This window comes from Hoylesella loescheii DSM 19665 = JCM 12249 = ATCC 15930 (assembly GCF_000378085.1).
Taxonomy (GTDB): domain Bacteria; phylum Bacteroidota; class Bacteroidia; order Bacteroidales; family Bacteroidaceae; genus Prevotella; species Prevotella loescheii.
Map to the genome: position 1 here is coordinate 54,116 of NZ_KB899219.1, position 19,574 is coordinate 73,689.

Below are 19,574 nucleotides of genomic sequence, written 5' to 3' on the forward strand. Positions count from 1 at the left end.
TGTTACTTGTCGCCATTGCGACGGTTGGTTGCCTCGTTTGGGGCAACCTTGTAAATAGAGATTGGCAAACACCGTGCCAAAGTGCGTTCGAACGTAAGATGGCTGGCAATAGGCCATCGAACGCATCCCATCTAATGCAAATATAGTGAAAAAAACGCAATCTTCATCGGGATATATCAATAAAAAAATACAAACTCTGGCAAACTTGCTCACGTCAAGTTTTATTATTATATTTGCACGCAAAATATAGAAACAATCAACACAAATGAAAGCAATCAACACAGAAAAAGCACCCAAGGCCATCGGTCCTTACAGTCAAGCCATCGAGGCTAACGGTTTTGTATTCGCCTCGGGACAGCTTCCCGTAGACGTAACGACGGGCGAATTCGTGCCAGGTGGCGTGAAAGAACAAACCCGCCAATCGCTTACCAATGCGCGAAACGTGCTGCAAGCGGCAGGTGCCGACCTAAGCAACGTGGTTAAGACCACCGTTTTCCTATCAGACATGGCCAACTTCGCCGAGATGAACGAAGTGTATGCCGAGTTTTTCGCACAACCTTTCCCTGCCCGTTCGGCCGTAGCCGTGAAGGCGTTACCTAAGGGTGCGTTGGTAGAAGTGGAGTGCATCGCCGCCAAATAAAGGGTGAAAAGCGTAAAGTGCACAGACATAAACTTTTACAGCATACCGCAAAATGATAGCCGTAAGCAGAAAAACCCTATATAGGGAACTTACCGATTACGTGATGATTGGTATCGGCATGGTGTTCTACAGCTTGGGTTGGGTGGCCTTTTACTTGCCCAACCACATCACCTCTGGTGGCGTAGCCGGTCTTTCATCTATTGTTTTCTGGGGCACGGGCACGCCTGTGCAGTTCACCTACTTTGGTCTGAACCTGATTCTTCTCGCTATTGCCTTAAAGATTTTGGGCTTTAAGTTTTGCCTGAAAACCATCTATGGCGTAGTGATGATGACCATATTCATTTCGTTGTTTCGTCAACTCTTCCCTCATCCCACAATTCTTCGCGACGAACCCTTCATGGCCTGCATCATCGGGTCGTGTTTCTGCGGTATCGGTTTAGGGTTCGGATTGTCTTATCACGGCAGTTCGGGTGGGTCGGACATCGTTGCAGCCATCATCAACAAGTATCGCGACATCTCCCTTGGACGTGTAATCCTGTTGGTAGACATGGTTATCGTATCGCTCAGTTATTTGGTGTTGAAGAGTTGGGAACAGGTTATCTATGGCTATGTAGGACTTATCGTGGTGTCGTTTGTTCTCGATCAGGTGGTTAACATGGGCAAACGCTCGGTGCAATTCCTCATCATTTCCGAACGCTACGAAGAGATTTGCCAACGCATAACCAGCACTCCGCCCCATCGCGGATGCACTATCATCGATGCCACGGGCTATTATTCGGGCAGCCATCTCAAGCTGGTGATTCTTGTAACCAAGCAACGTGAGGCTTCGCAAGTGTACAGTATGATCGACGAAATCGACCCGCAGGCTTTCGTAACGCAATCTGCCGTGAGCGGCGTTTATGGCAATGGGTTCGATAAGTTCAAGGTAAAACGAAACAAAAAGCGCGTGGAAGAGCTGCCTAAAACAAGCAACCCCAGCGCAGTTTAGTGGCTAAATGATCTACTAGATGCCCGTTTATACACGGCGCATAGACAAGAACAGCTTGCTAGCATCATATAATTTTGAGGGATTTCTCATCCTTAACGACCTACACCTTATTATATATGTAGTGCGATAAGGATGAGAAATCCCTCAAATTTATTTATCTATTGCCTGCTAAAATCAGTTCGAGAACAAAACGACTACTAGTCTTATAGCCTCGTCGTTTCGTTAACTCGTGATTCTTAAATGCAAATTTCCCTTGGCTGTTGACCAAATAACAAGACCTTATTTTCGTGCCAAGGTCTTATCGTTCTTCATCAGATATTCTGCAATCTGTACGGCATTAAGGGCTGCACCCTTGCGAATTTGGTCGCCGCTGAGCCACAACGTCAGTCCGTTTTCATCGGCCAAGTCTTTTCTGATACGACCAACGAAGATGTCGTCTTTGCCTCCTGTCTCCAATGGCATGGGGTAAACGCCCTGCGAGGGGTCGTCTTTCAGCGTGCAACCAGGTGCGGCAGCGATGGCCTTACGTGCCTCTTCTATCGACAGCGGACGCTCGGTTTCAATCCAAACACTTTCCGAATGCGACCTAAGCGAGCTCACCCTTACACACGTTGCCGAGCACTTGGCGTCGGTGTGCATAATCTTTTGCGTTTCGTGATACATCTTCATCTCTTCCTTTGTGTAGCCGTTATCGGTGAAAACGTCTACCTGCGGTATCACGTTATAGGCCAGTTGGTGTGGAAATTTACTCACCGTGGGTTCTTCGCCCTTAACCAATTGGCTGTATTGTGTTTGCAATTCGGCCATGGCAGCAGCTCCTGCGCCACTCGCGCTTTGGTAACTCGACACGCGAATGCGCTTAATGTGCGACAGCTTTTCCAGCGGTTGCAGCACCACCACCATCATAATCGTGGTGCAATTGGGGTTAGCCACGATGCCACGAGGACGGTTTAGTGCATCTTCGGCATTACATTCGGGCACCACTAGTGGCACTTCGGGGTCCATACGGAATGCGCTAGAATTGTCGATCATCACCGTTCCGTGTTTCGTAATGGTCTCCGCGAACTCTTTCGACGTGCCTCCGCCTGCCGATACGAAAGCGAAATCCACGTCGCGGAAGTCGTCGTTGTGTTGCAAAAGCTTCACAACATGCTCTTTGCCATTGAACATATAGGTTTGACCTGCACTGCGTTCCGACCCGAAAAGCACTAGCTCGTCGATGGGGAAAGCACGCTCTGACAATATGCGCAAGAACTCTTGACCCACCGCGCCACTTGCGCCTACAATTGCTACTTTCATTTCCTTCTCTTTTAATAATAATGATATATTGCGTTGCAAATGTACAACTTTCCACGTTTATACGCGTCAGTTTGATATATTTTTTGCAACTTTGCAGTGATAAAGACAAACAACGCCCCTGCCAAAGCATTGCGCAAGCTGTCTAAATCTACCCTAGAAAGCGCAGTATAACTAGCATTTCTAGCAACAAACACCCTGCATTATCACCTCTAAACCACCATAAGCGAAACGACAATGTTCTCTGCCTTCCCCATCACCGACCCCACGTTGATCTTCTTCATCGTGATGCTTATCATCCTTTTTGCCCCTATCGTGATGGGCAAATTGCGCATCCCCCATATCGTTGGCATGGTGTTGGCGGGCGTTGCAGTGGGCGAATACGGGTTTAACATTTTGGAACGCGACGACTCTTTCGAACTCTTCGGGCGCGTGGGCTTGTATTACATCATGTTCTTGGCGGCCCTTGAGATGGACAGCAGCAGCCTAAAGCGCAACAAGTACCGCTTTATGATGTTTGGCTTGGCCACGTTTGTCGTGCCTTTCGGCCTTATTTATCTGTTGGGAACTTCCTTTTTGCACTACACCACAGCTGCTTCGTTGCTCTTGGCCACGTTGATGGCCTCGAATACGCTTATCGCTTACCCCATCATTGGCCGTTACGGACTTCAGCGAAACCCTGCTGTGGCACTCAGTGTGGGGTCTACCATGATAGCGTTGTTCCTCTCCCTGGTGGTGTTGGCTATGATCGTGGCAGCCCATCACGAAGGTGGCGACGCGCTTTTTTGGCTTTGGTTTGTGCTTAAAGTTGTGGCTTTCTGTGCGGGTATGGCTTTTTTCGTGCCTCGTCTCACACGTTGGTTCCTGCGTCGATATAGCGATGCCGTGATGCAATTTATCTTCGTGATGGCCATACTCTTCCTTAGCGCGTCCATTTCTTCAACCATTGGGCTCGAAGGTATCTTTGGCGCGTTCTTGGCAGGTCTTATCCTTAACCGCTATGTACCACGACTTTCGCCGTTGATGAACCGCATCGAGTTCATCGGAAACGCCATTTTCATTCCCTATTTCCTTATCGGTGTGGGCATGCTCATCAACCTTCGCCTGCTGTTTCAAGGTCAGGGCATCATCTGGGTTGTGCTGGCCATCACCGTTGTGGGCACATTGGGCAAGGCCATAGCGGCCTATCTCGCGAGTTGGAGGTTTCGAATGCACGCTCCTTCGGGACAAATGATGTTCGGTTTAACCTCTGCCCACGCTGCGGGAGCTATCGCCATCGTGATGGTTGGCATGCAATTAGAGATTGAACCAGGTCGTTATCTCATCACCGACGATATTCTTAACGCCGTGGTTATTATGATATTGATAACCTGCATCATCTCTTCGGTGATAACCGAACGTGCTGCCAAGACCTTTATATTGAGCGAAAAGAACATACCTGCTAGCGAATCAAACGAGCAAGACGATGAAAGCATGCTCGTGCCCGTGAAATATCCCGAGTATGCCAACCGCCTAATGGGCTTGGCTATCATGATGCGCAACCCCAAACTGAACCGTGGCATCATCGCATTGAACCTTGTTTACGACGACGAACACATGCGCGCCAACCAGGAAAAGGGGCAACAGCTGCTCGATCAAGTATCGAAATACGCTGCCGCCACCGATGTACGAACACAAACGCAGGTGCGTATCGCGGCTAATATTGCCAACGGCATTAAGCACGCCTTTAACGAATTTCATGCCTCCGAGATTATTATTGGTCTGCATAGGCATAAGGATGTGTCGCCAAAGTTTTGGGGGCAGTTCCACCAGAGCCTGTTCAATGGACTGAACCGACAGATTATCATGGCGCGATTGAACCAACCCCTAAGCACGATTCGTCGTATTCAGGTGGCCGTTCCCTCGCGTGCGCAATACGAACCAGGCTTCTATCGCTGGCTCGAACGCCTCGCACGCGTGGCGTTGAACCTCGAATGCCGCATCGTTTTCCATGGTCGTCAAGACACGTTGGCACTCATCAACGAGTTTGTTCGTAATCGTCATGCCACCATGCGTGCCGAATACGCGCTGATGAACCATTGGAACGAATTGCCATCGCTGGCTGCCACCATCGCGTCCGACCATCTCTTCGTGGTGGTTACGGCACGAAAGGGCACCGTGAGCTATAAAACGGCACTCGACCATTTGCCCGATGAACTGACCAGACATTTCTCGGGGACAAACCTCATGATTGTTTTCCCCGACCAATATGGCGATGGAAGCGAGGAACTTACCTTTGCCGAGCCACAGCATACCGAAGGAACTAGCGCCTATGAAGACGTTGGGAAGTGGATGAAGAAGTTGAAGAAGTAGTGGAAGTAGTAAGGTAGTAAGTGATAAGTAGTAAGGTAGTAAGTGATAAGTAGTAAGGTAGTAAGTGATAAGTAGTAAGGTAGTAAGTGATAAGTAGTAAAGGGATGAGTAGTAAGAATAAAGTAGTAAGTGGTAGTTTGAAATGTTAAGCAATTAAGGTGTTAAAAGAAATAGGGTAATACCTTTATGGGTTAGTTGGTGAGTTAACAAGTTAACGAGTTGACAAGCTAAGGAACTTACATGTGTGTTTGCCACTCTGCTTCTGAATCATTTGGCTTAACTCCTTTTACTCCTTTACTTCTTTACTCCTCAAGAAACTAAATCAATATGATAACAATAAAATCAATAACCAAGAGTTTCGGCTCGTTGCAAGTGCTTAAAGGCATCGACTTGCAGATAAACAAAGGCGAAGTGGTGAGCATCGTAGGACCTAGCGGTGCCGGAAAAACCACGCTGTTGCAAATAATTGGTACACTCGATCGACCTGATGGCGGTGAAGTGGTGGTTGATGGTGTGGATGTTGGTACGCTATCGAGTAAGAAATTGAGCGACTTCCGCAATCTGCATCTGGGCTTTATCTTCCAGTTTCACCAGCTGTTACCCGAGTTTACGGCCTTAGAAAACGTGATGATACCGGCCTATATCGCTGGTAAGAAGAAAAGCGAAGCCCTCGAAAGGGCCAACGAATTGCTTACTTTTCTTGGACTAGCCGACCGCGCTAACCATAAGCCAGCTGAGCTCTCGGGTGGCGAAAAGCAAAGGGTGGCCGTGGCGCGCGCATTGGTTAACGAGCCTGCAGTGGTGTTGGCCGATGAGCCTTCGGGTAGTTTAGACTCTAAAAACAAGGCCGAACTACATCAGTTGTTCTTCGACCTGCGCGATAAGTTTGGTCAAACGTTCGTCATTGTCACTCACGATGAAGAACTAGCGAAGCTTACCGACCGCACCATTCATCTGCGCGACGGCATGGTGGAGCGCGATTTGGCTGCCGACCAACCTGCTGAACCCACTCCGCAAGAGGCAGAAGAGGTTTTGTAAACAGCTTTCCGCCGTTTCGTATCTTATTCTCTATGCACTAAAGCAATCACGTTTTTCGTGTTTTTGCGTGAGGTGGTGCAAGGCACATGGAGGCCTTGCACCACCTCTTTTACTATTATCCGATTTGCGAAGTATTTATTTCTAAAGCACGTTTAATAAGATTTTGCAGCGAGCTTTTTAATTACTCGCCTTGTTACAGCTTAGATGGAATAGGGTTCCAGATGACATGGAACATTGTTCCAGATGATATGGAACAGGATTCCAGATGACATGGAATTGGATTCCCAATGGTTTAAACTTTTCCTATAGGCAAACTTTTGAATAACGTTCTTATAAGTAGTGCATAATGGCATTTATATAAGCGCATTACATTCGCACTTATGATGCACCAAGTCGAGATAACAAACAACACGTAATACCCTACTTACAATTGAGTGGTATTAGTTCTACTGCCAGGTGGTGGTTGAACTTTTGGACGGTAAGGGAAACAAAAGTGAAAGCGTGAGAAGGCGAAAATATAATATCAAGAAAGAAAAAGACCAAGACCTACGGCCTTGTTTCCTTCTTTCATTGCCTAGGCAGGGTAGGTCGCTTTGGCTCCCAACCCTGCCCTCCCAACAGACCAACCGCTACGCGGTAGTTGGCTCAATGCAAATGCTGTTTTTACTCCCGGCTCACATCAATCATGCCAACCGCTACGCGGTAGTTGGCGAAATACAAGCGTTTTTTTCCTCCAAACTCGCATCAATCATGCCAACCGCTACGCGGTAGATGGCTCAATGCAAATGCTGTTTTTACTCCCAACTCACATCAATCACGCCAACTGCTATGCGGTAGTTGGCTCAATGCAAATACTGTTTTTACTCCCAACTCGAATCAATCACGCCAACCGCTACGTGGTAGTTGGCTCAATGCAAATGCTGTTTTTACTCCAAACTTGCATCAATCATGCCAACCGCTACGCGGTAGTTGGTTCAATAAATGTTGTTTACGTTTTGTGCTTGCTTAATAGATATGGTTTCTTATCCTGAATAAACGAATTAATATATTGGGTTGTGATGGCAAATAGCTTGTAAAAGGTGGCATGTGGGTAAATGATATTACTAGACTGGCAGTTGGGTAAGCAAACAAAAAAGTTGGCAAGTTTACGAGCTTGTCCGTGCTTAACAAACATACGGACTTGCATACTCGTAAACTTGCCAACTTATTTATTTCTTAACTAGTTGGTTTATTTGTTTATCAGCTTGTTTTCTTGTTTGGTGTTGAGTTGCCTATTGGTTACACTGAGCAATATAATTACTCGAAAGCGCACCGGCTTTAAGTTCACAAATCTGATGAACTTACACCCTTATAAACTCACCTTACATATATCCCAACGCCCTCAACACATCGTTAAGGTTGGCCAATACCATCAGGATGATGAGGATGGAGATGCCTGCATACTCGGCACGTACCATGAATTTTTCGCTGGGTTTGCGCCTTGTTATCATCTCGTAGAGCAAGAAAAGCACATGGCCACCATCGAGAGCGGGTATGGGAAGAATGTTCATAAAGGCGAGAATGATGCTAAGGAAGGCCGTCATGAGCCAGAACATGTGCCAATCCCACATTGGGGGGAAGAGGCTGCCAATGGCTCCAAAGCCACCCAACGACTTGGCACCATCGGCCGAGAACAGGTATTTCATGTCGCCAACATAGCCTTTAAGCACCTTCACACCATAAGCTGCACCGGCTGGGAAACTTTCGAAAAACCCATATTCTACATGCGTTTCCTTGTATTTGGCTAGTCCGTTGGTGAACACCATGCCAAAAAGCAAGTCGGCATTAAGCTTAACCGAAGCGATGGTAGGTATTGAATCGCCCTGGTGAACAAAGGCAATGGTGGTGTTTAGAGCCTTGGCGCTGTCGGCAGGAGTAGTTGCTGCAGCCAGTATATCACCCAAACGCTCTTTCTCGTAGTTGAAATCGTTTTGCGAATCGATAGGTTTTCCTGCAAAAGCCACGATTTTATCGCCTGCTCGCAGACCCGCTTTGGCAGCCACGCTGTTAGGCATTACGCTGTCGATGGTGTTGGGCATCATGATCATCACGAAGCGCGGTGACGACTTGAGCATGTTTAGCAAGTCGAGATTGCCAGGCATGGGCAGACTCATTTGTTTGCCTTGGCGCACCAAGTCTACGCGAGTGGCAGTTGCCAAGTCGCGGAAGAAGTCGGCGTCGAAGGTCTTAAACTCGCCCTTCTCTGTTCCAAGAAGCACGTCGCCATCTTTAAATCCAAGGGCTTTGGCCTCTGAATTAAATTTCATTCCAGCCGTCATGTCTTTCACTTGCACGTAGCTGTCGCCCCAATGGAATAGCACCATCGAATAGATAAATAAGGCCAAGAGGAAGTTGACGATAACGCCACCCAGCATGATGAGTAGCCTTTGCCATGCCGGTTTTACCCTAAACTCCCACGGTTGGGCAGGTTTGGCCATCTGTTCGGTATCGAACGACTCGTCAACCATTCCCGAAATCTTGCAATAACCACCTAAAGGAAGCCAGCCCATGCCATAAGCCGTGCCGCTTTTTTTAGACTTAAATTCGAAGAGATGAAACCAAGGGTCGAAGAAAAGGTAGAACTTTTCTACCCTTACGCCAAACAATCGGGCAAAGAAATAGTGCCCTCCCTCGTGGAGTAGTACTAAAATAGATATGGCCAGCATGAACTGCAACAGCCTGATAAGAAATATTTCCATGTTTGTTTTATTGTTTTCTGTATTGTAAGTGGTGGCGTATGGGCTTGTGTTGAAGCCCTTTACGGTATGTTAATGTGCATTGCTCGAAACGGCATGAGCCGTCTTGTGCGGTGGGTTTTATCGCAGCTGGGCTACTAGTTCGCTAGCCTTTTGGCGCGCTTCGGCATCGGTTTGCAGATAGGTGTCTAACGAAGGAGCCGCATCGAAGGTCACTTTTTGCATCGTTTCTTCGATAACTCGTGGCATGTCTAGGAATCCAATGCGGTCGGCCCTAAATGCTTCGTTCACCACTTCGTTTGCTGCATTGAGTATGCAAGGCATGTTCCCACCGCGCTTGATGGCATCGAAGGCCAGTTGTAGGCAACGGAATTTGCGCATGTCGGGTTTGAAAAATTCCAGCGGTTGTGAGAAAAAGTCGAGTCTTTTGCCGTTAAGCGGTAGCCGATCGGGGTAAGAGAAGGCGTATTGGATGGGTAAACGCATGTCGGGTAATCCCAGTTGGGCCTTCACCGAGCCATCTTCGAACTGCACGGCACTATGAATAATGCTCTGCGGATGCACCAGCACCTGTATCTTTTCAGGCTCTACGCCGAACAGCCACTTAGCTTCGATCACCTCGAAGCCCTTGTTCATCATCGTGGCAGAGTCGATCGTGATCTTCGCACCCATGTCCCACGTGGGGTGGCGCAGTGCGTCGGCCTTGGTAACTTTGGCCAATTGGTCTTCGGGTAGCAAGCGGAAAGGGCCTCCGCTAGCAGTGAGCAATATTCGTTCGATGGCATTATCGCCCTCGCCTACAATGCTCTGGAAGATGGCCGAGTGCTCGCTGTCTACGGGAAGTATGGGTGCGCGGTGGGCCATGGCTAACTCGTTGATAAGCTCACCGGCAACAACCAGCGTTTCTTTGTTGGCCAAACATATCTTTTTATGTGCCTTAATGGCGTGTATGGTGGGTTCTAGTCCCGAAAAACCAACCATCGCCGTGAGCACCATGTCGATGGGTTGGGCCTGCACGATGTCGCAAAGCGCCTGCTTGCCAGCGTAAACCTTGATGTCGGGAAGGTCGGTTAAGAGGTCTTGCAGCTGTTGGTAGCGGCTCTCGTCGGCCACAACTACGGCCGCAGGATTGAACTTCCGTGCCTGTTGGGCCAATAGTTCAACGCGGGTGTTTGCCGTTAGGCTGTACACTTCGTACTTGTCGGCATGTTGCTCAATCACGTCGAGGGCTTGCGTGCCAATCGAACCCGTGCTGCCAAGAATGCATATTTGTTTCCTCATTTGTTCAGTCTAGGTCTAGAATTCCATCGGGAATGTGCATCGTTATTTCATGTTTCTGTGCGTCAACGCCTGCTATCAGGTCGTAAGAGGCAGGCAGAAGCAGGGGCGAAGAACCGTTAACGTCTACTTCGAAAAGGGTGTTCACGGTGCTATCGTCTACGGCTAGGATAGTGCCCAGCGGTTTGTTGGTGCCCGCATCCTTAACCGTGAAGCCCACGATAGCCGCCCATGACAGTTCGGCATCGGGGTTATCAGCACCCTGACGCGGAAAAAACACGTTGCAGCCCGTTAGCTCCTTTGCCCGTTCTTGCGTGTCTATGTTCACGAATTTCACCAATGCCGTTTCGCTGCCTTTGAACCGATATTCTTCGAAAAAGAAAGGAACGAGCAGCCCATCCACCTCGAGCGCAAGGAAATCGGCCTCTGTTCGGTCGAAGATATCGTCGTCGAAGTGGAAAGATATTTCGCCTTTCACGCCGTGAGGCTTACCCAGCTTGCCTATCTTATAGAAGTTGTCGGCTTGCCATTGCGGGCGTGTGGATGGTTGGTGGGACATGTAGTGTGGGGGTATGTTGCTTTTAATGTTTGTGAATAGGGTGGGGCGTGGTGGCCTGGATTTTTCTTTTTGCTAGGCCTATACGCGCTTAATGTTGGCTCCGAGGGCATTAAGCCGCGCCTCGATGTCTTCGTAACCGCGGTCAATCTGTGCGATATTGTCTATCTGACTGGTGCCGTTGGCGCTCAATGCAGCGATAAGCAAGGCGATGCCAGCACGTATATCGGGGCTTGTCATTCGGCCCGCGCGCAGTTGAAGCTTGTGGTCGTGACCAATAACTACAGCCCGATGGGGGTCGCAAAGTATGATTTGTGCGCCCATGTCGATAACCTTATCTACGAAGAACAGTCGGCTTTCGAACATCTTCTGATGGAAAAGCACACTGCCACGAGCCTGTGTGGTCACCACGATAAGCACCGAAAGGAGGTCGGGAGTTAATCCCGGCCATGGCGCATCGGCCAAAGTCATTATCGACCCATCGATAAATGCTTCTACCTGATAGTGCTCGTGGTGTGGCACAAAGAGGTCGTCGCCCTCTATGTTGATGTTTATTCCCAGTCGTTTAAAGGTGTCGGGTATCAGTCCGAGGTTCTCTACGGATACGTTCTTGATGCGAATGCCCTGCCCAACCATGGCTGCCATGCCGATAAACGACCCCACTTCAATCATGTCGGGTAACACTTGGTGGGTTGCTCCATGAAGAGATTCAACCCCTTCGATGGTAAGCAGGTTGCTGCCAATTCCGCCGATGCGTGCTCCCATGCGGTTAAGCAGTCGGCAAAGCTGTTGTATATAGGGTTCGCAGGCTGCATTATAGATGGTGGTTTTGCCTTTAGCCAGCACGGCGGCCATAATGATGTTGGCCGTTCCTGTTATCGATGCCTCATCGAGTAGCATGTAACGGCCCTGCAATTGCTTGGCTCGCAGTTCGTAAACGTTACGGTCTGGCACTCTCTCGAAGCTTGCACCGAGCATGCGGAATCCCAAAAAGTGGGTGTCTAGTCGGCGTCTGCCAATCTTATCGCCACCTGGTTGGGCCACCATGGCTTTGCCAAAGCGCCCCAAAAGCGGACCGATAAGCAGCACGCTACCACGCAGAGCCGCGCATTTGTGCACGAACTCGTCGCTTGAAAGGAAGTCGAGGTTCAGCTCGTCGGCCTTAAACGAATAGTCGTTACGGGTATGTCGCGTCACCTTCACACCGATGTCGGCCAGCAACTGGATAAGGTTGTTCACGTCTAAGATGTCGGGAACATTGCTGATACGCACCTCTTCGGTGGTGAGTATGGCAGTGCAAATCACCTCCAGTGCCTCGTTTTTGGCCCCTTGTGGCGTGATGGTGCCTTTCAACGGACGACCGCCTTCAATGAGAAACGACTGCATGGCTACTTTTTCTTGCGTTTTTTCTCGGGTTCTTTTGCGGGCAATTTCTCGAACTTAAACGTGTCTAGGTCGAGCTGTATCTTGCCGTTGGTGAACGCAGCAAGGTCGGATGCCACGCGTTCGTTATCTGCAGCACCGTGTCCCCATTGTGCCAGCGAACGCTTCATTTGGTTGGCGGTGAGCCTAACCAGTGCATCGCGTTCTTCGCCATCAGGCATTTCTTTCAGCCTTTCGAATGTTTCGAAGAGCAGTTTGCCATAATGTCGCACGGGGATGCGCGACGAAGTGTAACCCACATGTTGGGGTTTTGTGGCAGAACGTGTTGCCTCCGACACGTCGAACGGATAGTCGATGTCGAGCTTGAAGTTGCTCATGATGGCCAAATGATCCCATAGCTTGTGCTCAAGGTCTATGGCATCGTAGCCTTGGGGAAAGAGAATACTCATCGTTGCGATGATAGATTCGGCGCACGCTTGTCGTTCTTCCTTGGTGGGAAGCATGACAGCGTGGTTAACCATCTTCTGTATTTCACGACCATATTCGGGAAGTATCAGTCGCTCGCGTTGTGTATTATAGTCCAATCCTTCTATGTTCATTATCTTAGTGGTGGATGTTCGGTTGTTCATTCTTATTGCGTTATTCGGCATTTGGCGTGCCGTTGAATTTAGAGTAGCGGTTTGGCAGCCTTTGCCACGAAGTCTTTTAGATAGAACGGCACAAAGTATGCCACATCTTCGAAGCGTTCTTCGGCCATGGCTTTCTCTGCCAATGGTGTCATGTTCTTGGCCAGTGGCTCCACGTTGTCGATGAAGTGGGCGTTGGGGTGAACGATTTCCGTCTTGCATTTGCTGGCTCCGTTGCCGAAGAAATACACGGGGTGCTCGTCCAGAAAAGCCTTGTAGGTGTCGGCTTCCACAATGTCGGCTCCCACAGGCCTTACCTCTTTCAGTGCCCTAGTATAGAGAGCGGCGTACACTTCCATGCGTCGGGCGTCGAGCATGGGGCAAAGCAGGACCTCATCAGCCGTTATTTGTTCGCGCAAAAGTAGTGGAACGCACAGCAATTGCAGTGTAGGCACGGCCAAGAGCTTAGCGTTGCGAGCGTAGCACACACCTTTGGCCATCGAAACGCCAATCCGCAAGCCCGTATAAGAGCCTGGACCGCAGCTCACCGCTACTGCATCGAGTGGCAAAGCGTGGCTGTCGGCAAACGAAAGAGCCTCGTCTACGAACGTACCTAGCTTCACCGCGTGGTTCGGACCATCATGATCTTCGGCGTTAAAAATGCATTCGCCGTCGTTGCTAATGGCCACCGAGCATACCGCGGTGCTTGTTTCAATATTTAATATGCATGACATAATCCTATTCAGTATTCTTATATTAAACTGCAAAATTACGCTTTTTCCGTTTAAAATGTGTACATTTGCAGAAAATTAACGCGCAAACTATGATACAATCCATGACAGGTTACGGCAAGGCTGTTGTGACCTTTAACGACAAGAAAATAAACGTAGAGATTAGATCGCTTAACAGCAAGACGCTGGACCTTTCTACACGCATCGCTCCACTGTATCGTGAGAAGGAGATTGAGATGCGACAGATGGTGGCAAAAGCACTTACTAGGGGCAAGGTTGATTTCTCTATATGGGTGGATAAGGATGCGGCTGTGGACGCTACGCCCATTAACGGTGCACTGGTAGAGAACTATTACCGCCAAATTAAGGAGTTATCAGCCAAGGCGGGCATTCCCGAGCCACTGGATTGGTATGCTACGCTGCTCAAAATGCCTGATGTTACCACGCGCACCGAGGTGGAAACGCTAGACGAAGAAGAATGGAAGGCAGCGGCAGAAGCCATCGAACAGGCTCTGGAACATATCGTGGCCTTTCGCAAGCAAGAGGGTTTGGCCTTGCAAAAGAAGTTTGAAGAGAAACTGCAAAACATCGGTAAGCTGATGGCCGACATCGAACCGTACGAGAAGGCGAGAGTAGAGAAGATTAGAACACGTATTGTAGACGCGCTGAAAGATATACCCGAGGTGGACTATGACAAAAATCGACTGGAACAGGAACTGATATATTATATTGAGAAACTGGACATCAGCGAGGAAAAACAGCGGCTAGCCAACCATTTGAAGTACTTCGCCAAGACGATGAGCGACGAGAACGAGCAAGGCAAGAAGTTGGGTTTCATCGCGCAAGAGATGGGTCGCGAGATTAACACAACGGGTTCTAAGAGCAATCAAGCCGAGATGCAAAACATCGTGGTGATGATGAAAGATGAGTTGGAACAGATAAAAGAGCAGGTGTTGAACGTGTTGTAGGTTTATAAGTTTTTGAGTCGGTGAGGTTTTGAGTTTGTGAGTTATTAATCTTACGAATGATAAACTTGGCCACAAAATAAGGCCAAAAAACTCAGAATCTCACCCATTCATAAACTCAAAAGCTCAAATAAACTCGTCCCTTCAAAGCCTCAAGAACTCAGAAACTCACCCTCTCTAAAACTCAAATAAACGCAAAGATTATGGATAATAACCAGCATATCGACCCAAACGGGCAGTCTTCGACACCACACAAAGGCGCTTTGGTGATATTCTCCGCACCGTCGGGGTCGGGTAAAAGCACCATTATCAACTGGCTGATGCAAAAACATCCCGAACTACGGCTGGCCTTTTCAATATCGTGTACCAGTAGGGCACCTCGCGGGACAGAGCAACATGGCGTGGAATACTTCTTCCTTTCGCCCGAAGAATTTAGGCAACGCATTGCCCAGAACGAGTTTTTGGAATACGAAGAAGTGTATAAGGACCGCTTCTATGGTACGCTCAAAGAGCAGGTTCAGCGCCAATTGGATGCCGGACAGAACGTCGTTTTCGACGTAGATGTTAAGGGTGGGTGCAACATTAAGCAGTTTTATGGCGACAAGGCATTGAGCATTTTCATCCAACCGCCATCTATTGAGGCATTGCGCGAACGACTTGAAGGTCGTGCAACCGATGCTCCCGAGGTGATAAACGACCGTATTGCGCGAGCCGAATACGAACTGTCGTTTGCCCCGCAATTCGATAAGGTTGTCGTAAACGGCGACTTAGAGGAGGCCAAGCGTCAGATCCTCGAAGCCATTAACGCTTTTCTTGCGCGGTCATGATACGCACAGGCTTCTACGGCGGCTCGTTCAACCCCATCCATAATGGGCATTTAGCCTTGGCTCGGCAGTTCTTAAACGATATGGAACTAGACGAAGTATGGTTTGTTGTGTCGCCCCAAAATCCCTTTAAGCGTAACGCCCGCGACTTGATGGCTGATAAGGCGCGGTTCGAGATAGTGCGTGCGGCCACGGCCAACGAGCCCCGTTTCTGTGCCACCGACTACGAATTGCATCTGCCAACACCGTCGTACACCTGGCAAACGCTGCAAGCTTTGGCCCACGACGAGCCACAACGTTCCTTCGTTCTCCTTATTGGGGCCGACAATTGGGTGTCGTTTCCCAAGTGGGATCACTACGAAAACATACTCGAACAATACGACATCGCGATATTTCCACGCCGTGGATATGATGTAAACCCTAACACCTTGCCTCCCAATGTCACTCTGCTCAACACCCCCTTATACGATATTTCGAGCACCGACATCCGCCATCGCATTGCCGAAGGTTTGCCTATCGACCATCTTGTACCACCCGCTGTAAAGCAAATGGTGATGGAGGCGTATGGAAATGATAGGGGAGTGTAGGGGAGAAGAGTGCCTATTGAAGCATGAGGGGGCATCTGAATACAATGTGGTTGAGTGTTGGTAATCTCACGGGGTAGCTGCTTTCACCATCCCTTATTAACGCAAAAAATCTCGCTTTCGAAGTCGAAAGCGAGATTTGTTTTTGTGTGGGCGCTGACGGATTCGAACCGCCGACCCTCTGCTTGTAAGGCAGATGCTCTAAACCAGCTGAGCTAAGCGCCCCAATACTTTTGTGTTTCCAAAAGCGATGCAAAGGTAAGGAGATTTCGCCATACCGCCAAACAAAATGCGAAAAAAATGTTTTGAACCCCCGATTTTGTGGTGAATGCGCCTAATTTTAGTGTAGGAAGTAAAATAAAGTGGTAAAGGTGGCTTGTGGGAGTTGGTTTTTTATTACATTTGTAGCACTAACCCAAATAGGAATGTGAAAATGAAAAAGTTGTTTTATACATTTTTCCTGATGCCTTCTATGTTCATATTGGCATGCACAGGAAACAAAAAAGTCGATGCAAACAGTATCGGTAACGATTCGGTTGTTGCTAAAACGGACAGCGTACAGCTGTATGTTGAGGAAGAAGACAAAACCGACTACTCAAAATTCATCGAAAAACCTACGCGTGTAGACACCTCTTGGGGTGATTGGGAGATACATGCACGCCAATTCTACGACGGCAAAAAGTTTGTCTACGACAAGGTCATATACGCCGATTATGCAGTGAAGATAAATATATTTAAGGGTGGTAAGCCTGTGTTTAAGAACTACAAGGTAGACTCCAAATTGCTTATGGGCTCTGGTTGCATGAAGGGCTTTACTCTTGGCCTATACGAAGAGTTCGATATTACCCCCACGTCGGTGTACGTTGGCTTTAGCTATTGTGAGCCAGAGACCGACAATTGCGCCATCTTTACTTTGGCATTGAGTGCCGATGGCACTGTGCGCAAGTACGAAATAGACATCGCCTCGGCTGAAGGAGATATGGATGTCTATGTCCCTGACATCTATCGGTTTTACGCCATGTACGTAAACGAGTTGAGTCAGGCCAAACCCAGTGCGGCTGGCATACGGCAAGTGCTAAACAAATATTGTACAAAGGCTTTTGCCAAACAGTTGCAAAACGAGACGCTAAAGAAGAACTTGCTGTTGGGTTCGGCACAGTTTGATTATCGTTGGCTACGTTCTTTGGAAGTGCACAATATGGACACGGCCACGTGCACGTGTATCGTGAACTACAAACGAGCGGATGGAAAGGTGGTTTACAAGCGCATTCACCTGCAACTTAAGCGTGGGTCTGAATACGAGTATCTTATTAGTGGTGTGTCGGATGCCGATGCAGACGATTTGGATAAAAAGTCTCAGGACGGCGATGAAGATGTTGAGTCGAGCCCAACCGAATAGTATGGGTGAAGGGCTTGGCATGTCGTTCGATGCGAAAACAAGGGAAGATGGCGCAAGAAAACTACGCGAGTTCGGGATAAGAGAAATTTGTTATGCCTTCTGTCTCGTAACGCTAGTTGGCGAGATAGCCATTTCTTTACCTCTCCAATCTTATTCAGAGGGTATGGTTTCTTATTCCCGAACTTGCCAATTAACCATTCTGCCGTTCGCATTTTCATCGTTCTGATAATGCGCTTGCTAAGCCCTGATGATGCATGATTACATTAATCGCCGTGTTATATCTGTTTTGGACGGCTGTTCCATATCATCTGGACGACTGTTCCAGATGATATGGAACGTCATTCCAGATGAGATGGAACAGGGGTACATCTTAGCTGTAAGAAAATGTTTTGTGATAAAATGCTGTTTAAGGGCTTATTTGGCGTGTCTCAAGAGGTGATTGTTCGCAGGTGTTTTTCTTAAAGGGCAGCGAGCGATAAACGCAATCTTGTTTTGCCATTCATTATTAATACGCGTACATACGCACGCGAGTGAGGCAACGTTTAAACGGTTTTTCATTTGTGTTAGAACGAAATACAGAATGCCGTTCCTGCGCATAACTGCATCATCTTCTTCTTAATGCGTTCGCTAACCACCTCGTTGGGCAGGTTCTTTGCATCGGGAAACTCTTGTCGTTTCCACTCCGAGGGGTTTAATGTGGCTGTAAACGTATTGAACGAGTAGTTGAAATCCATGAATGCTCGCCAGCAATAGGCCTGCTTATAGGCCACGGTGAGCGAGAGACCAGTGCCCAAACGTAGTGCTCGATTGCCCTTTATGGTTAGGAAATCCCAGCTGGTTGTGTATGGTTCATGGGTGTCGGTGAAGCTTTCGGGCGTTCCGCTCTTCACCGTTCCTGTCTTCGTCGCCTTCACCGCGATGCTCTTGATGCTGTTGCGGCCCACGGTTAGCTTTCCACCCAGGGCTATACTACCCGAGAAAGGCAATGAAAGATAAATGCCAGTAGAGGAACAAAGCTCGTTCAACCCAGTGCGCAGGAAGTTAAATTCCACGTTAGCGGGGAGGTTTGCAGTGGGGGAGGGGTGTCTAAATGGTCTGTCGAGACGTTTAACGTGATGCCCAATCAGTCGCCAGTCGGTACCGATGCCGATGTAGGGGTTAAAGAAATAGGCAGCCTCGATACCCACCATGGCTCCCGTTCCAAACTGCATGAGAAACGGAAGATCGCCTAATGTGGGCTTGAAGCTTTGCGGCATGCGAATCCTTTGTTGTCCTAAAACTCCACCCATACGTATAGAGAAGAACGAAGGACGGTTACGCAGGTCCACTACATCATGTTTGTCGGGTACAATTAGTCCCTTTTTCTTGAACAATAGGTCGCTCAGGGCGTAGCCCATTTCGGTAGACATGATGCCGATGCCTGCTCCACAGAACACGTCGCTCATCCAATGGCGGTTGTTAAGCATGCGTATCACCCCCGTGGCGGTAGCCGCACCATATCCCGCAAGGCTGTACCAAGGGCTAACGGTAAGGCCATACTCTTTGTGAAGGATGGTTGCAGCCACGAAGGCCGTTGCCGTATGGCCCGACGGGAACGAGTTTCGCGTGCTGTTGTCGGGGCGCATTTGGTTGGCCGTGTACTTGATGGTGTTTACGATTATAGCCATAATGGCGAACGACATGGCACTGCTAGCCAGGTAACGAACGGTTGAACTCTTGCCAGGAACACCCATAACCTTCATCCCCGTGGCAAGTGCGAAGGGGGCGAACTGCACATAATCGTCTACCGACGACTTGAATTCGGGAACAAAATCTTTGTGCAAGTAATACACGCGATGGCGTTCGCCCTTGCCTAAGATGCCCGCAATGATGAGCGGAAGACCAACATAAGTGAGTCCTTTACCAAGTTTTAGGTTGTTGGTACAATGTTGGGCGGTGTCGTTCAATGAGGTCGTGTTTAGCGTATCAGGCAAAGTGCCCGACGAAAGGGTTGAATCTGCCGTTTCGTTGCTTATGCTTGTGGTATCTGTGGGCACGTCAACACACTCGGTATCACTGTCTTTGGCCGCGAAGCCAGAGGCAAACGATAACAAGAACATAACCAAAACAAACAACCGGATATGGCAGCAGGAACGAGGCGAGAATGTTGCCATCTCGCTCTTGCTTGTTTGACCATGTT

16 protein-coding genes and 1 tRNA gene are annotated in these 19,574 nt (G+C 48.7%); 8 read left to right on the forward strand and 9 right to left on the reverse strand.

Features of this window, described 5'->3' with window-relative positions; translation table 11 throughout:
* The first annotated feature begins 265 nt into the window (after positions 1-265).
* Together F453_RS0110510 and F453_RS0110515 are read left to right on the forward strand one after the other, a co-directional pair.
* Entirely contained in the window at positions 266-640 is a 375-nt protein-coding gene (locus tag F453_RS0110510) for a RidA family protein (RefSeq protein WP_009237782.1), read from the forward strand.
* A gap of 52 nt (positions 641-692) precedes the next feature.
* On the forward strand, positions 693-1,628 hold the full coding sequence (locus F453_RS0110515; protein WP_018967970.1) for a YitT family protein: 936 nt from the start codon (positions 693-695) through the stop codon (positions 1,626-1,628).
* 279 nt (positions 1,629-1,907) lie between these two features.
* Here F453_RS0110515 and F453_RS0110520 read toward each other — a convergent pair whose 3' ends face one another.
* Positions 1,908-2,927 carry an aspartate-semialdehyde dehydrogenase gene (locus F453_RS0110520; protein ID WP_018967971.1) on the reverse strand — a complete coding sequence of 340 codons (1,020 nt, stop codon included), beginning with the start codon at positions 2,925-2,927 and terminating at the stop codon, positions 1,908-1,910.
* A gap of 234 nt (positions 2,928-3,161) precedes the next feature.
* Between F453_RS0110520 and F453_RS0110525 the strand changes: the two genes are divergently transcribed.
* Together F453_RS0110525 and F453_RS0110530 are read left to right on the forward strand one after the other, a co-directional pair.
* Positions 3,162-5,276 (forward strand): cation:proton antiporter, encoded by a 2,115-nt coding sequence (locus F453_RS0110525; RefSeq protein ID WP_018967972.1) that lies wholly within the window; start codon positions 3,162-3,164, stop codon positions 5,274-5,276.
* A 327-nt stretch (positions 5,277-5,603) separates the two neighbouring features.
* On the forward strand, positions 5,604-6,314 hold the full coding sequence (locus tag F453_RS0110530; RefSeq protein ID WP_018967973.1) for an ABC transporter ATP-binding protein: 711 nt from the start codon (positions 5,604-5,606) through the stop codon (positions 6,312-6,314).
* A gap of 1,361 nt (positions 6,315-7,675) precedes the next feature.
* Here F453_RS0110530 and rseP read toward each other — a convergent pair.
* The 6 genes from rseP to tsaB all read right to left on the reverse strand — a co-directional run bounded on the left by rseP (position 7,676) and on the right by tsaB (position 13,626).
* Positions 7,676-9,052, reverse strand: a complete 1,377-nt coding sequence (gene rseP, locus F453_RS0110545) for an RIP metalloprotease RseP (RefSeq protein WP_009237788.1) — start codon at positions 9,050-9,052, stop codon at positions 7,676-7,678.
* A 117-nt stretch (positions 9,053-9,169) separates the two neighbouring features.
* On the reverse strand, positions 9,170-10,330 hold the full coding sequence (locus tag F453_RS0110550; protein WP_018967976.1) for a 1-deoxy-D-xylulose-5-phosphate reductoisomerase: 1,161 nt from the start codon (positions 10,328-10,330) through the stop codon (positions 9,170-9,172).
* A 4-nt stretch (positions 10,331-10,334) separates the two neighbouring features.
* Positions 10,335-10,886 carry a ribosome maturation factor RimM gene (gene rimM, locus F453_RS0110555; RefSeq protein WP_018967977.1) on the reverse strand — a complete coding sequence of 184 codons (552 nt, stop codon included), beginning with the start codon at positions 10,884-10,886 and terminating at the stop codon, positions 10,335-10,337.
* 78 nt (positions 10,887-10,964) lie between these two features.
* Positions 10,965-12,269, reverse strand: a complete 1,305-nt coding sequence (gene murA / locus F453_RS0110560) for a UDP-N-acetylglucosamine 1-carboxyvinyltransferase (RefSeq protein ID WP_018967978.1) — start codon at positions 12,267-12,269, stop codon at positions 10,965-10,967.
* 2 nt (positions 12,270-12,271) lie between these two features.
* Complete coding sequence (locus F453_RS0110565) at positions 12,272-12,895, reverse strand: DUF4290 domain-containing protein (RefSeq protein WP_018967979.1); 624 nt, start codon at positions 12,893-12,895, stop codon at positions 12,272-12,274.
* Positions 12,896-12,933: 38 nt separating this feature from the next.
* A complete protein-coding gene (tsaB, locus tag F453_RS0110570) occupies positions 12,934-13,626 on the reverse strand; it encodes a tRNA (adenosine(37)-N6)-threonylcarbamoyltransferase complex dimerization subunit type 1 TsaB (protein ID WP_018967980.1) in 693 nt (230 codons plus the stop codon).
* Between the two features lie 89 nt (positions 13,627-13,715).
* On the opposite strand from tsaB, the gene F453_RS0110575 reads away from it, so the two are divergent.
* From F453_RS0110575 to nadD, 3 genes are all read left to right on the forward strand, one after another.
* Entirely contained in the window at positions 13,716-14,591 is an 876-nt protein-coding gene (locus tag F453_RS0110575; RefSeq protein ID WP_025790105.1) for a YicC/YloC family endoribonuclease, read from the forward strand.
* Between the two features lie 200 nt (positions 14,592-14,791).
* The gene (gene gmk / locus F453_RS0110580) at positions 14,792-15,415 is read left to right on the forward strand and encodes a guanylate kinase (protein WP_018967982.1); all 624 of its coding nucleotides are present in this window, start codon (positions 14,792-14,794) and stop codon (positions 15,413-15,415) included.
* Positions 15,412-15,999, forward strand: a complete 588-nt coding sequence (nadD, locus tag F453_RS0110585) for a nicotinate (nicotinamide) nucleotide adenylyltransferase (protein WP_018967983.1) — start codon at positions 15,412-15,414, stop codon at positions 15,997-15,999. The genes gmk and nadD overlap by 4 nt, the downstream gene beginning before the upstream one ends.
* 147 nt (positions 16,000-16,146) lie before the next feature.
* Here nadD and F453_RS0110590 read toward each other — a convergent pair.
* A tRNA-Val gene (locus F453_RS0110590) sits at positions 16,147-16,221 on the reverse strand.
* A 208-nt stretch (positions 16,222-16,429) separates the two neighbouring features.
* Here F453_RS0110590 and F453_RS0110595 point away from each other — a divergent pair.
* Complete coding sequence (locus F453_RS0110595) at positions 16,430-17,395, forward strand: hypothetical protein (protein WP_018967984.1); 966 nt, start codon at positions 16,430-16,432, stop codon at positions 17,393-17,395.
* Between the two features lie 563 nt (positions 17,396-17,958).
* On the opposite strand, the gene F453_RS0110600 is transcribed toward F453_RS0110595, so the two are convergent.
* Entirely contained in the window at positions 17,959-19,494 is a 1,536-nt protein-coding gene (locus tag F453_RS0110600; RefSeq protein ID WP_018967985.1) for a phosphatase PAP2 family protein, read from the reverse strand.
* Positions 19,495-19,574: the final 80 nt, after the last annotated feature.

Coding starts and splice junctions, on each gene's coding strand:
- F453_RS0110510 (WP_009237782.1), top strand. CDS start 266: ATGAAAGCAATCAACACAGAAAAAGCACCCAAGGCCATCGGTCCTTAC.
- F453_RS0110515 (WP_018967970.1), top strand. CDS start 693: ATGATAGCCGTAAGCAGAAAAACCCTATATAGGGAACTTACCGATTAC.
- F453_RS0110520 (WP_018967971.1), bottom strand. CDS start 2,927: ATGAAAGTAGCAATTGTAGGCGCAAGTGGCGCGGTGGGTCAAGAGTTC.
- F453_RS0110525 (WP_018967972.1), top strand. CDS start 3,162: ATGTTCTCTGCCTTCCCCATCACCGACCCCACGTTGATCTTCTTCATC.
- F453_RS0110530 (WP_018967973.1), top strand. CDS start 5,604: ATGATAACAATAAAATCAATAACCAAGAGTTTCGGCTCGTTGCAAGTG.
- rseP (WP_009237788.1), bottom strand. CDS start 9,052: ATGGAAATATTTCTTATCAGGCTGTTGCAGTTCATGCTGGCCATATCT.
- F453_RS0110550 (WP_018967976.1), bottom strand. CDS start 10,330: ATGAGGAAACAAATATGCATTCTTGGCAGCACGGGTTCGATTGGCACG.
- rimM (WP_018967977.1), bottom strand. CDS start 10,886: ATGTCCCACCAACCATCCACACGCCCGCAATGGCAAGCCGACAACTTC.
- murA (WP_018967978.1), bottom strand. CDS start 12,269: ATGCAGTCGTTTCTCATTGAAGGCGGTCGTCCGTTGAAAGGCACCATC.
- F453_RS0110565 (WP_018967979.1), bottom strand. CDS start 12,895: ATGAACAACCGAACATCCACCACTAAGATAATGAACATAGAAGGATTG.
- tsaB (WP_018967980.1), bottom strand. CDS start 13,626: ATGTCATGCATATTAAATATTGAAACAAGCACCGCGGTATGCTCGGTG.
- F453_RS0110575 (WP_025790105.1), top strand. CDS start 13,716: ATGATACAATCCATGACAGGTTACGGCAAGGCTGTTGTGACCTTTAAC.
- gmk (WP_018967982.1), top strand. CDS start 14,792: ATGGATAATAACCAGCATATCGACCCAAACGGGCAGTCTTCGACACCA.
- nadD (WP_018967983.1), top strand. CDS start 15,412: ATGATACGCACAGGCTTCTACGGCGGCTCGTTCAACCCCATCCATAAT.
- F453_RS0110595 (WP_018967984.1), top strand. CDS start 16,430: ATGAAAAAGTTGTTTTATACATTTTTCCTGATGCCTTCTATGTTCATA.
- F453_RS0110600 (WP_018967985.1), bottom strand. CDS start 19,494: ATGTTCTTGTTATCGTTTGCCTCTGGCTTCGCGGCCAAAGACAGTGAT.